Source organism: Streptomyces sp. NPDC051963 (genome assembly GCF_044593495.1).
Lineage (GTDB): Bacteria > Actinomycetota > Actinomycetes > Streptomycetales > Streptomycetaceae > Streptomyces.
The window spans coordinates 530,559-543,411 of the sequence record NZ_JBIUCC010000007.1 but is presented as its reverse complement, the minus strand read 5'-3'; the positions used below and the strand labels follow the sequence as shown (position 1 = coordinate 543,411).

The following is a 12,853-nucleotide window of genomic DNA, read 5'->3' as shown; positions in this document are numbered from 1 at the left end:
GAAATGAGGGAGAATGCCCGGGTGACGGCCGAAGGTGCATCTTTTAACCGAGCGGGTGACTACCAGGAGCTGGTCGACGACATCTCCGAACTCCTCGGCGCGCCCGCGACCCTGGAGAGCCGTGACTTCGAGCTGATCGCCTTCGGTGCCTACGACAGCGAGGACGAGCTCGACGCGTCGGCCCTGGACCCGGTGCGGGCCCGCTCGATCCTGACCCGGCGCTCTACGGCGACCGTGCGGACCTGGTTCGAGGGGTTCGGCATCACACGGGCGACCGGCCCGGTGCGGATCCCGCCGACTCCGGAGGCCGGGGTGTACCGGGGGCGCATCTGCCTGCCGGTACGCCATCGGGGGGTCGTGCTGGGTTACGTCTGGCTGCTGGACGACGATCCGGGCCCGACCGAGCAGCAGCTGACGGCCGCGATGGAGGTGACCGTCCGCATCGGCGCCCTGCTCGCGGACGAGGCCCAGCACGGGGCGGACCTCAGCCGGGAGCTGCGGGCCGTGCTGATCGCCGAGCGCGGCTGGCAGGGGGACATGGCGGTGGCCGAGCTGCGCACGGCACTGGGCCCGCGCGCGGACGGCGTCCATACGGTGGTCTGCGTGGCCCCCTGGCCCTCGGCCGACCCCGACGACGCACCGTCCGTCCGTACGATCCCGCACGCGACGGCGTTGTGCACGGTGCCGTGGGGTACGGCGGGCCAGAGCCTGGCGGTGCTCGTCCGACTGAGATCACCGGAGGTGCGCACACCCGCGCTCACGGCGGCGGCCCGCCTGCTGAAGGAGGGAGCGGGGGCGGCCGGCGTCGGCGAACCCCGGCCCGGCCTCGCCGACCTGGGCACGACCTGGCGCGAGGCCGCGTCCGCCGCCCGCGCGGCCCTCGCGGAGCCCCGGCTCGGCCCGGTGGCCGAGTGGGCGCACATCGGCCCGTACCGCCTGCTGACCTCGCTGCCCCCGGACACCGCCCACGACCCGGCGGTCGCCCCGCTCCTCTCCCCCGCCCACCGCGAACTCGCCCGCACCGCCGAGGTCTACCTCGACCGCGCCGGCCAGGCCGCCCGCACGGCCGCCGAGTTGGGCATCCACCGCCAGACCCTCTACTACCGCCTCTCCCGCGTCGAGAAGCTGACGGGCCTGGACCTGGACGACGGCGAGGACCGGCTGCTGCTGCACATGGCGCTGAAGGGCGCGCGGCTCTGAGGGCGTTGCAGGTGGCGGAGGGTGACGGCGCCCCGTGCCCGGCGCTCATTCCTTGGTCGCGCCGGCGAGCATCCCGGACACCAGCGTGCGCTGCGAGAACAGGAAGAGGACCAGAACGGGCAGGATGGCGACGCCGATCGCCAGGGCCAGTTCCGGGATGGTGACGTCGAGTCCGGCACCGGCCACCGGGTTGAACGACGGGGTGGAGGTGAGGAGTTGGTTCAGGCCCACCTGGACGGGGAACTGGTCGCTCTTCGGCAGGACGAGGTACGGCAGGAAGAAGTTGTTCCAGTTCCCCACGAAGCTGAAGAACGCGACGAGGCCGACCACCGGCTTGGCCAGCGGCAGCGCGATGCGGGTGAAGAGCTGCCATTCGTTGCAGCCGTCGATGCGCGCGGCCGACAACAGGTCCCTGGGCAGGCTGCTGCCGAAGTAGATGTAGACCAGGTACACGCCGAACGGATAGAAGGAGAAGGGCAGGATCACCGACCAGACGGTGCCGATCAGCTGGAACTTGTTGAGCTCCAGGAAGATCGGCAGTACCAGCGTGGCCTGCGGCATGATCATCGTGACCAGGGTGACGGTCAGCAGTGTCTTGCGCCCCTTGAACTCCGTCAGCGCCAGCGCGTAACCGGCCGGGATGCTGACGGCGAGGGTCAGGATCAGCGAACCCCCGGAGTAGATCGCCGAGTTGCGCAGCCAGGTGACCATCGCGCCGTCCTGGAAGGCGAACAGGTGCTGCCAGGCGGCACCGATCTGCTGGAACGACCCGAAGGAGAGCGGATTGTCCCGCACCACCTCTCCGGCCGTCTTCGACGGCGCGAGCAGCAGCCAGATCACCGGCAGCACGAAGAACACCAGCAGCAGGGCCAGCAGGAAGCCCACGATCAGGAAGGAGACGACCCGGGAGGGCTGAAGGCGCCGGCCCGCCGCCGTCGAGGAGAGAGTGGATTGCGTCATTTCTCATCCAGCCTGAACAGGTTCGAGCGGGCGACCAGCAGTCCGGCGGCCACGAGTCCGAGCACCAGCAGGAAGACGGAGATGGCGGCGGCGCCGTTGAAGTCGCCCTGCTGGAAGGCGTAGACGTAGGCCAGCTGGTTGGGCGACCAGGTGGGGCTCACGCGGCCGAGGCTGGCGGTCTGGAGCAGTTGGGGCTCGACGAACAGCTGGGTGCCGGTCGCGAACGCCATGATGGTCATGTAGACGATCCACTGCCGGATCATCGGGATCTGGATGTGCCAGGCGGTGCGCCAGGGCCCCGCGCCGTCCATGCGGGCGGCTTCCAGTACCTCGTCGGGGATGTTGTTGAGCGCCCCGTACATCACGACCATCCAGCCGCCGGCGCCGGTCCAGAAGGCGATCAGCATGAGGATCAGCGGCAGGTTGCCGGGGGTGAGCACGGCCGCGAAGCTGTGCATGCCCATGCTGTTGAGCAGCCAGGACACCGGGCTGACGTCCGGGTCCAGCATGAACAGCCACACCAGGACACTGGCGACCCCGGCGAGGGCGCCGGGAATGTAGTACAGGAAGCGGAAGAGCGCCGACGTACCCGGGCGCACCCTGCTGCGCAGCACCACCGCGACCAGCACCACCAGGACGACGAGGACCACCAGCCACAGCACCAGGTAGATCAGCATGTGCGTGAAGGCCGGGACGAAGCGGTAGTCCTGGAAGACCTTCACGAACTGGTTGAGCCCGGTGAACTGGCCCTGGTCGTTGGTGAGTGCCAGATAGAACGAGTAGCCGGTCGGGAAGACCCCGAAGGCGAGCAGCAGGATCACATAGCCGGCGACGAAGAGGTAGCCCGTGGGACCCGGGCCCCTCCGCCGCGGCCCGGTGCCGCGACGGAGAGGGGAGACGGCTACGCGCTCGGCCTCCAGCAAGGTCATTTGTCGACCACCTGGTATCCCTCGGCCTTCGCCTCGTTGCCGATCTCCGTCTGCCACGCCTCCAGGGTCGAGGTGAGGCTCTTGCCCGCGGTCAGGGCCGGCAGGACGACGCTCGACCAGGCGGTGGCATCCGAGAACCTGGTGTTCGACCAGCCGGTCCACACCTCGCCCGCGGCCTCCTTGAAGGGCCCGCTCACATCGCCTGCGAAGTAGTCGCTGTTGACCGGGTTGGCCAGCCATGCCTCGGCGGCCTTGGTGTAGGCCGGGTAGGTGGGCGCGGACGCCTGGTTCTCGTCGGAGGTGGTCAGCCAGGTGACCAGGTCCGTGGACGCCTCGAGGTTGGCGCTGTGCGAGGACACCATCCACACGCCGCCGCCGACGTTGCCGGTCGCGGTCGTGGTCGCGCCCTCCCACTTCAGCGGGGGCGCCGCGGCGATCTGCCCCGCCGGGGTCTCGAACGCCGTCTTGAACAGGTACTGGCCGTACCAGGACGGGCCGTACGCCATCAGGACCTTGTCGCCGCTGTCCTTGGCGAAGCCCTGGCTGAAGAAGCCCTTGGTGGTGACGGCCTTGGCGTCGATCAGCCCGTCGAGCAGACCCGCCATCCTCGTGCAGTTCGGGTCCTCCAGGTCGGTCCGCAGGGTGTCCGGATCGGTGAGTTGGAACGCCGGGCACTGGCCGGACCAGAAGTACGACTCATGGGAGTTGGTGTCGCCGACCGAGCCGACGAGATAGCCGGGGTGGTCCTTGGCGACCTGCTTGCCGAGGGCCTCGTACTGCTCCCAGGTGGTGGGGACGTCGTACCCCCACTTGTCCATGAGGTCCTTGTTGTACCAGAGGACCACCTGGGCGATGTCGTTGCGCAGGCAGTAGGTGTGGTCGTTGAACTCGCAGGGTGTGAGGGAGCCCTTGGCGAAGCCGTCCAGTGTGGTCCGCGGGACGAGGTCGCCGTCCAGGGGCGCGGCGAACGGCTGTGCGTCGGCCGTGGTGGGCTCGGAGGCCCAGGTCACGTCGGTGGGCGAGCCGAACACCACGTCCGGCCAGCCGCTGCCGGTCCGGTCGAAGAGCTGCACCTTGGACTGGAGATAGGTGGAGCCGTCGGCGCCTCCGTCGTACGTGACGATGTCCATCTTCACGTCCGGGTTCGCCTTCTGGTACGCCTCCACCGACGGCAGCCGGGTCGAGTCGGCCCACACCGTGATCTGCGAGCCCTCCTTCTGCGTCACCGGCTTGAACGCCGAGGCCGAGGGGGTGGAACCGGTGGAGGTGTCGGCGCTGGCGCAACCGGCCAGTGCGGCCGCCGTGGCCAGGCAGAGCGCGGCGGCCGCGGTACGCGTCAGGGTGCGGCGACGGTCTGCTCTCGGGGATCCGGAAGACCACATTGTCTTGCCTTTCTGATGTCGTCAGCGCGGCTGCTCGACGAACGGCAGCAGTTCGCTGCCGTAGCCGAAGTCGAGCGGGAGGGCTATGCCGGGCCCCGTGGGGGCGTGCACCAGGCCCTGTGCGTCCACATGGCGCTCGCGGACGACCTTCGTCGCGGTCACCAGGGACTCGTAGTAGGTGGTGTTGGAAATGGCCATGCACAGGTGGTGGTTCGGGATGTCCGAGCCGTGCACCTCGGCCCGCAGCCGGTAGGCGTCGGCGAGGTGTGCGGTGCGCATGGCGCCGGTGATACCGCCCCGCAGGGTGGTGCCGGCCCGCACGCCGAAGGTGGCGGCACCGGACCGGATGAAGTCCGCGGAGTTCATGTGGGCTCCGTCGGAGGTCTCGGCCACCAGCAGCGGGATGTCCACGGCCGTCGCCAGCGCCTGATACGCGGAGATGGAGAACTCGCGCATCGGCTCCTCGTACCAGAGGTAGTCGGCCTCCGAGAGAGCCCGCCCCAGACGGATCGCGTCGGGCAGGTCGAAGCCGGCGGACCCGTCGTACATGAGGGGGACCGAAGGACCGACGTGGTCGCGCAGCGCCAGGCACAGTTCGGCGTCACGGCGGGCGTCGCCCCAGGCGTGCAGCTTGATGCCGGCGTAGCCCAACTCCAGGCACTGGTCCGCCACATCGAGGAACTCCGGGATGCTGGAGAACGTCGAGGTGGAGGCGTACGCCGGAATCGACTCCCGGAAACCGCCGAGCAGCCGCCAGACCGGCTGGCCGTGGTAGCGGCCGGCCAGGTCCCACAGCGCGGTGTCGACGAGACCCAGGGTGGGGAGCGGGAGTTCGTGGATACGGTCCAGCTCCCACACCCGGTGCCACAGCCATTCCCGCTGGAACGGGTCGGCTCCGAGGAGTTCGTCACGGAGGACCCGGTCCACCAGTTCCCGCAGGGTGGTGAAGGCTCCCGGCCGGGCGAACAGGGCCACCCCCTCGGCTCCGTCGTCGGTGCCGATGTGCAGGACCGCGCCGTCGCCCACCGGAGCGCTTCCGGCCAGTCCGTGCCGCCAGTTGAAGGGCGGGTCGGCCGCCGGAACGGTGATCCGGTGTACTTCGACATGGGTGATCTTCATCGTGGCTTTCGTTTCCTGTGTGAGCGGGCCGGCCCGGGTGAGGCGTGCGATCAGAACGCGCCGTACGCCTGGATCTCGTAGACGGAGCCGCCGTTGAAGCTGGACCCGGTGACCGTCAGCCGCAGATAGCGGGCGGTGACGGGCTGGTCGGGGAGCGAGTAGTTGGCCGACGAGACGGTGTTCGTCGAGGTGTGGTCGTCGAGCGTCGACCAGGCCGCGGAGTCGGTCGAGTACTCCAGGCGGTACTTGTAGCCGCGGGGCAGCTCGAAGGTGGTGACCACGCCGGAGACGCTGGTGTCCTTGCCCAGGTCCACCTGGATCCAGGACGGGTCGGGCAGGCCCAGGCCCTGCGCCCAGCGGGTCGACAGGTCGCCGTCCACCGCCTTCTCGGGGAAGTACTGGTCCGACGCCGACGACGCTGTGACCGCCTTGTTCAGCGCCAGGTTGGTGTCGGTCGGCGTGGTGAAGGCGGCCGCCTCACTGGGCTCGGAGGCGTTCAGCGCCGCGTCGCGGGCGATGACGGTGAAGGAGTACTCCGTGTCCGGAGTCAGGCCGGGGACCCGCAGTGTCGTGGCGCCGGTGACGCCGATCCGCTTGCCGTCCTGGTAGACGACGTAGCTGGTCACGCCGGTGTCATCGGTCGCGGCCGGCCAGCTGAGGTCCACCAGGGTGGGCAGCAGCGGCCTGACCTCGGGCCGGCCGGGGGTGGCGGGGGCCGTGTGGTCCGGGCTGGGGGCGGGTGTGCCGTAGACCTGGAAGTCGTAGACGGAGCCGCCGTTGAAGCTGGACCCGGTGACCGTCAGTCGCACGAAGCGGCCGGTGATCGGCTCGTCGGTGTGCGCGTAGTTGGTCGACGCCGTGGTGTTCGCGGAGGTGTGGTCCTCCAGCGTCTTCCAGTGGACCTCGTCCGGCGACACCTCGATGCGGTACTTGTAGCCGCTCGCCTTCTCGAAGGTGGTGATCACACCGTTCACGTCGTACGAGGCACCCAGGTCCACCTGGATCCAGGACGGGTCGGGCAGGCCCAGGCCCTGCGCCCAGCGGGTCGACAGGTCGCCGTCCACCGCCTTCTCGGGGAAGTTCTGCTCCGACTCCGACGACGCGGTGACGGGCTGCTTCAGCGCCAGGTCGCTGCCGGAGGGCATGGTGACCTTCAGTTCCGCGCTCGGACCCGACTCGTTGCCGGCCGCGTCGCGGGCGGTGATCGTGAAGCTGTAGCTCTGGCCGGCGGTCAGGCCGGAGAGCCGCACCGAGGTCCTGCCGGTGGCGCTGACGAGCTTGCCGTCGCGGTGGACGGCGTAGCCGGTGACGCCCGTGTCGTCGGCGGACGCGGCCCAGTCGAGGTCCGCCACCGTCGGGAAGTCGGCGGTCGCGGTCGGGGTACCGGGGGCGGTGGGCGCCTGGGTGTCGGTGACGGCCGGGCCCGGGTCGAGGTGGTCGTAGGCCGGCTGGAGGCCGGCGTTGTTCACGATGGACGCCGGGAGCTGGTCGCAGGAGTCGACGGTGACGTTGCCGCTGACGTCGTTGTTCCGGCTCATGTTCTGGACGCTGTAGGCGGGGTTGCTGGTGTAGTTGGCGGTGGCGGTGTTGTCCTCCGCGTGGTTCATCAGCAGCCACTGGAAGGCGATGTCGCACATCGCGTTGCCGGTGTTCTCCCAGTGGCGGCTGCCCTCGTCGTGGTAGACGGCTCCGTACGCCGGTGCCGGGACGTCGTGGATGTAGTTGCCGGAGACCGTGCCGCCGGGGTTGGTGCTGAGGGTGTAGACGGCTCCGCCATCGGCCTGCGACTTCATGATGTCGCCGATCTCGTTGTCGGTGACGACGGTGTCCTGGCTGGTGGTCGGGGTGTCCCAGATGGGAACTCCGGCGTTGTTCGGATAGGCGGGGTTGCCGCCCGCGTCGGTCAGACCCCAGCCCCAGCCCACCGAGATGCCGGTGTACGGCAGGTCGTAGACCTTGTTGTGGGTGATCAGTGAGTTGGCGGTGTACCCGGCGAGGATGCCGACGGAGCCGTTGTACTGGTCGGCGACCTTGGTGACGACGTTGTTGTCGACCCTGGTGTCCTTGGTGATGTCCCGGTCGTCGTCGGGATGGGCGTCGCCCGCCTCGACACCGCCGATCTGGATGCCGGTGGCGGCGATCTGGCGGAAGACGTTGCCGGTGATGTCCGTGCCCTGCGTGCCGGTGTTGAGGTTGAGTCCGACCGCGCCGAGATGGGTGAAGGTGTTGCCCTCGAAACCGACGTCGTGGCCGTAGCTCACGTTGACCGCGCCGGGCGTCTTCTGCCAGTTCAGGCGGGTGGAGTCGAAGTCGGGGTTGTCCTCGCCCACCATCCGGAAGCCGGCCTGGCCCTCGATGAGGCCGTCGGGCGAACTGGGGGCGAGCCAGGTGGAGTAGGAGAAGGTGATGCCCTCGAAGGACACGTCGGTGACGGGCTTGCTCCTGGTGCCGTTCAGGTCGACCAGGTCCTGTACGACCGGGACCGTGACGGTCGCGGTGGACAGGTTCTGGCCCTCCTTGGGCATGTAGTAGACCTCGTCCTTGCTCTGGTCGAGGTACCACTCACCCGGGGTGTCCAGCAGCTCGCGGGCGTTCTCCAGCCAGGTCGGATTCTGGATCTCCTGGCCCTGCTGGAGGTGGGCGTTGCGCCAGCAGGGCTGCTCCATCGTCATCGTCTTGCCGGAGATCGACTCCACACCGCAGCGCTGGAGCTTCCAGCCCCAACTGCTCACGACCTCAAGGTCCTTGGGCTGCTTGTAGTCGCTGATGGCACCGTCGGTGAAGGTGTAGCCCGTGGACGTCTTGCTGAATCCGGACGGGTCCTTCGTGCTGCGCGCCCGGGTCGCCAACTCCCCGTTGACATACAGCTGGCGGGTGTCGAGGTCGCTCAGCTTGGCCTTGTAGACCTTGCCCGTGGAGTCGGCCGGGGTCCAGCCGGTGATCTGCTTGCCGCCGCTGATCACGGGCTTCGCACCGGGGGCGGCCTCGTAGATGATCCGGGACCCGTCCTTGCCCGAGTCCTGGGCGGTGAGGCTGAAGGTGCGGCTCAGCTGGTAGGTGCCGGACTTCAGCAGCACATGGACATCGCCGCCGACCTTCTTCTTGGCCTCACGGACGTAGTCCCGCGCGTATTCCAGCGTCTTGAACGGATGCGCGGCGGTGCCTGATCCGGCGTTCTTGCCGGTCGGCGAGACGTAGACATTCAGGCCCTTCGGCGCGGCCGCCTGGGCCGACGACGCCGTCAGCGGCGCGGTGGCCGCGGCCAGGGACAGTGCGGCCACCAGCACTCTGCGGAGCGGCACGGGTATGCGTTCACGAGCAGACGGTGCAGACACGGAAATCCAATCGCCTGAATGAGGTGACATCTGGGGAGACCCGGTCGTCCTCCGGGTTTCCTCCGGCGTTGGGTGGCTCGGGAGGGCGGGGTGCCTGGTTCACGAGCCGTGACGGCGGGGTGCCTGGTTCACGACGCGGAGAACTTCGGTGACCGCGGCTCATCCGTGGCACCGGTGCTCCTCGACGGCTGCGCCGGCGTACCGGAGGCGCCGCGACTGTCCAGGTTGAACAGCCTGTCGCGGATCTTTCGTTCGAACTGGCTCTGCGTGGTGGCGATATGCGCCACCATCAGCTCCGCTGCGAGATCGGCCTCCCCCGCGGCGACCGCCTCTGCGATGGCGATGTGCTGTTCTGCCGCCACTTCCAGCGACCCGGGTGCGTCACCGTGGAACAGCAGAACATCGGACTGTGACGCCAGGCGCCGTACGCCGGCGACGCTCGACCTCAGGAACACGTTGTGCGAGGCGGCACCCACCGCGTCGTGGAACGCGGTGTCGGCTTCGGCGAAGCCGTAACTGTCGGCCGCCCTGGCCGCCACCATCGACTTCTCGGCGCACTCCCGGATGGTCCGGACCTCGATCGGTGTGGCGAGGGAGGCGGCACGGCGCGCCGTCTCCGACTCGATCACCGTCCGGTAGTCCAGCAGCATCAGGACGTCTTCCATGCTCGTCGGCCGGAAGTGCGAGAGGTGGTCGTCCACCATCCCGCCGGCCGAGTCGGCGACGAAGATTCCCGCACCGCGGCGCACGCTGAGCCGGCCGATGGCGGCCAGGACCTTCACCGCCTCGCGGGTGACGTTGCGGGTGGCGCCCAGGATCTCGGCCAGTCCCTGCTCCGTGGGCAGCCGGTCCCCCGACCGCAGGTTCTGCTCGGCGATGTAGTTCAGCAGCTGCTCGGCGACCAGCTCGTATCCCGGCCGGTAGCGGCCTGACGCATCGTCATTCCCCTCGCCGGCACCAGGTGCCTGCCTTGGAGCTCCCACTGCGCTGTTCCCCTCGTTGCCCACGCGGATTAATCAGGTTCATCGGCGGTGGCAACTATGACATTGGTGTTACGCAAAGAGAAGAGTGGGACAGGGAATCGTTGAATTCGATTCCATAACTCTCATATACCGCGCAAAGTTGTGCATACCGCCGTGACCATTGCGTGCAACGGATCAGATCCTTAGGGTCCTGCATGCCGGATAAAGCAGATCCAGTCGAAGGAGGGCTGAGTACGATGCAACGCTTCGCCTCCGTGGTGCGACTGCGGCCCGAGAAGGAACAGGAGTACCGCGCACTGCACGCGGCGGCCTGGCCGGGAGTGCTCGCGACCCTCAAACGGGCCGGCATCGGCAACTACTCCATCTTTCTCCGCGACGGCCTGCTGTTCAGCTACCTGGAATACACGGGCACCGACTACGCCGCCGACACCGCACTGATCGCCGCCGACCCGGTCACCCGCGAGTGGTGGACGCTGACCGACCCGTGCCAGCAGCCGCTGGACAGCGCGGCCGAGGGGCAGTTGTGGGCCCCGGCCGAGGAGATCTTCCACCTCGACTGAGGTACGGCTCCAACCGGCCGAACCGCCTGCTCAGCCCGCCGACCCCGCCGCCGCGTCGATGATGCGCCGCAGCCCCTCCGAGAGTTCCTCCGCGGTCGGCGCCGTTTTCGGGTCGAAGGTCCACTGGGCGATGAGTCCGGTCATCAGGGTCAGATAGAACTTGCCGAGGGTCTGCACCGTCTCGTCCTGGACATCCTCCTCGCGCCCGCCCATGAGCAGGGGGATGATGCCGCGTCCGGCCTCCACCTGGGCCCGTGCCAGATGGTCGCGCACCTCGGGCAGTTGGTCGCCCATGGTGATGACCTCCGTGCTGAGGTGCCAGATCGAGCCGGGGTCCCGCATGGTGCCGATGATGTTCGACCACACCTCCTGGAACCGCTCGATCGAGCCGGGTTCGGCGCTGATCCCCGAGGTCCCGTCCCCCCCGAAGGCGTCACCCACCCCCTCGACGAGCGACACATAGGCCTGCGCGAGCAGCGCGTCCTTCGAGCCGTAGTGGTAGCCGATCGAGGCCAGGTTGGTACCCGACTCCTTCACGATGTCGCGCGCCGTCGTGCGCGCGAACCCCTTCTCCAGCAGGCAGCGCTTGGCGCCTTCCAGCAGATCCTCACGGTGTCCCATGGCGTCATCGTAGCGCTCTTCCTATACGAGCGTATTAAACGCTCGTACTAGACAAGCGTTTAAGACGCTCGTACAGTCACTCCCCATGACGACGAACCCGATGAACACCCGCGCCGGCCGCCGCGAATGGACCGCCCTCACCGTCCTGATGCTTCCGCTGCTGCTGGTCTCCATGGACGTCTCGGTCCTCTACTTCGCGATCCCGGCGATCAGCGCGGACCTGGAGCCGAGCGGCACTCAACAGCTGTGGATCTTCGACATCTACGCGTTCGTGCTGGCCGGCCTGCTGATGACGATGGGCTCGGTCGGCGACCGCATCGGCCACCGCAGGCTGCTGCTGATCGGCGCCGCGGCCTTCGGCACCGCCTCACTGGTGGCGGCGTACGCGAACAGCGCCGAGACCCTGATCGCGGCCCGCGCGGTCCTCGGCATCGGCGGCGCGACCCTGATGCCGTCGACGATGGCCATGCTCCGCACGATGTTCACGGATCCCGGACAACGGGCGAAGGCGATCGGGATGTGGTCAGGCGTGATGGCGGCCGGGATCGCGCTCGGCTCGGTGATGAGCGGAGTGCTGGTCGAGTTCTTCTGGTGGGGCTCGGTGTTCCTGGTCAACCTGCCCGCGATGGCACTGCTGCTGATCATCGGCCCGAAGCTGCTCCCCGAGTCGAGGAACCCGTCCCCGGGCCGCTTCGACTGGCTGAGCGTCCCGCTGTCGATGGCGGCCGTACTCCCCGTGATCTACGGCCTGAAGGAGATCCCGTCCGAGGGCTGGAACGTCCGCTACGTCGTCTCGATCACCGTCGGCCTGCTCCTCGCGGCCCTCTTCGTCCACCGCCAGCGCACCGCGGTCTCTCCGATGATCTCCCCGGCGCTGTTCCGAGGCCGCGGCTTCGCGCCTTCCGTCGCCCTGAACCTCGTCTCGGCGTTCGGGATCATGGGTTCGGCCTACTTCACCACGCAGTATCTCCAGTCGGTCCTCGACAAGAGCGCACTGGAGGCGGCCCTGTGGGCACTGCTGCCGTCGGTGCCGATCGGGGCGGCGGCGCCGGTCGCGACCGCCCTGGTCCAGAAGGGCGTCGACCGCGCCCACGTCGTCACCGCGGGCTTCGCGATCGCCGCGGGCGGCTTCGGGCTGCTGGCCCTCGCCGGAACGGACTCGATGGCGCTGGTGCTGGTCTCGTGCGGTGTCCTCGCGGTCGGCGGCGTCATGGTGATGTCCCAGATCATGGACCTCGCGCTGGGCACCGCCCCGGTGGAGCGGGCGGGCTCCGCGTCCTCGCTGATGGAGACGGGCGCGGAGTTCGGCGGCGCGCTGGGCATGGCGGTCCTCGGCTCCATCGGTACGGCGGTCTACCGCCACGAGATCCCGGACTCGGCGCCGGCCGTGGCCCACGAGACGCTCGGCGGGGCGCTGGCGGTCGCCGACCGGGTCCCGGGGCTGGCCACGGCCGCACGGGAGGCGTTCACCAGCGGGATGCAGGGGGCGGCGATCGCCGGGGCGGTACTGCTGGCCGGGGCGGCCGTGCTGGCCGCGGTGACCCTGCGGGGCGTGCACCTGCGGGAGCCGGCTCCGGAGCCGGAGAAGGTGGCGGAGAAGGTGGCGGCATGACAAAGCGGCGGGGGGGGGGGGGGGGCCCCCCCCGCCCCCCCCCCCCGCCCCCCCCCCCCCCCCCCCCCCGGGCCCCCCCCCCCCCCCCCCCGGCCCCCCCCCCCCCCCCCCCCCCGGCCCCCCCCCCCCCCCCCCCCCGGGCCCCCCCCCGC

10 protein-coding genes are annotated in these 12,853 nt (G+C 69.2%); 3 read left to right on the top strand and 7 right to left on the bottom strand.

Features of this window, described 5'->3' with window-relative positions:
• Positions 1-3 precede the first annotated feature (3 nt).
• Positions 4-1,200, top strand: coding sequence for a helix-turn-helix domain-containing protein (locus tag ACIHFB_RS30450; protein WP_365287032.1), 1,197 nt, complete (start codon positions 4-6; stop codon positions 1,198-1,200).
• A 45-nt stretch (positions 1,201-1,245) separates the two neighbouring features.
• Here the strand turns inward: ACIHFB_RS30450 and ACIHFB_RS30445 are convergent, their stop codons facing one another.
• The 6 genes from ACIHFB_RS30445 to ACIHFB_RS30420 form a co-directional block, all read right to left on the bottom strand.
• Entirely contained in the window at positions 1,246-2,160 is a 915-nt protein-coding gene (locus ACIHFB_RS30445; protein ID WP_400128653.1) for a carbohydrate ABC transporter permease, read from the bottom strand.
• Positions 2,157-3,089 (bottom strand): sugar ABC transporter permease, encoded by a 933-nt coding sequence (locus ACIHFB_RS30440; RefSeq protein WP_365287028.1) that lies wholly within the window; start codon positions 3,087-3,089, stop codon positions 2,157-2,159. Before ACIHFB_RS30440 ends, ACIHFB_RS30445 begins: the two co-directional genes overlap by 4 nt.
• Complete coding sequence (locus ACIHFB_RS30435) at positions 3,086-4,471, bottom strand: ABC transporter substrate-binding protein (RefSeq protein ID WP_400128652.1); 1,386 nt, start codon at positions 4,469-4,471, stop codon at positions 3,086-3,088. Before ACIHFB_RS30435 ends, ACIHFB_RS30440 begins: the two co-directional genes overlap by 4 nt.
• 21 nt (positions 4,472-4,492) lie before the next feature.
• Positions 4,493-5,590: an enolase C-terminal domain-like protein gene (locus ACIHFB_RS30430; protein ID WP_365287024.1), complete on the bottom strand. Its 1,098-nt coding sequence runs from the start codon at positions 5,588-5,590 to the stop codon at positions 4,493-4,495.
• Between the two features lie 50 nt (positions 5,591-5,640).
• A complete protein-coding gene (locus tag ACIHFB_RS30425) occupies positions 5,641-8,955 on the bottom strand; it encodes a discoidin domain-containing protein (protein WP_400128651.1) in 3,315 nt (1,104 codons plus the stop codon).
• 98 nt (positions 8,956-9,053) lie between these two features.
• Positions 9,054-9,908 carry a FadR/GntR family transcriptional regulator gene (locus ACIHFB_RS30420; protein WP_400128650.1) on the bottom strand — a complete coding sequence of 285 codons (855 nt, stop codon included), beginning with the start codon at positions 9,906-9,908 and terminating at the stop codon, positions 9,054-9,056.
• Positions 9,909-10,144: 236 nt separating this feature from the next.
• Between ACIHFB_RS30420 and ACIHFB_RS30415 the strand changes: the two genes are divergently transcribed.
• Entirely contained in the window at positions 10,145-10,468 is a 324-nt protein-coding gene (locus tag ACIHFB_RS30415) for an L-rhamnose mutarotase (RefSeq protein ID WP_400128649.1), read from the top strand.
• A gap of 30 nt (positions 10,469-10,498) precedes the next feature.
• Here ACIHFB_RS30415 and ACIHFB_RS30410 read toward each other — a convergent pair whose 3' ends face one another.
• On the bottom strand, positions 10,499-11,089 hold the full coding sequence (locus ACIHFB_RS30410) for a TetR/AcrR family transcriptional regulator (protein ID WP_365287018.1): 591 nt from the start codon (positions 11,087-11,089) through the stop codon (positions 10,499-10,501).
• An 85-nt stretch (positions 11,090-11,174) separates the two neighbouring features.
• On the opposite strand from ACIHFB_RS30410, the gene ACIHFB_RS30405 reads away from it, so the two are divergent.
• Positions 11,175-12,701: an MFS transporter gene (locus ACIHFB_RS30405; protein WP_400128648.1), complete on the top strand. Its 1,527-nt coding sequence runs from the start codon at positions 11,175-11,177 to the stop codon at positions 12,699-12,701.
• Positions 12,702-12,853: the final 152 nt, after the last annotated feature.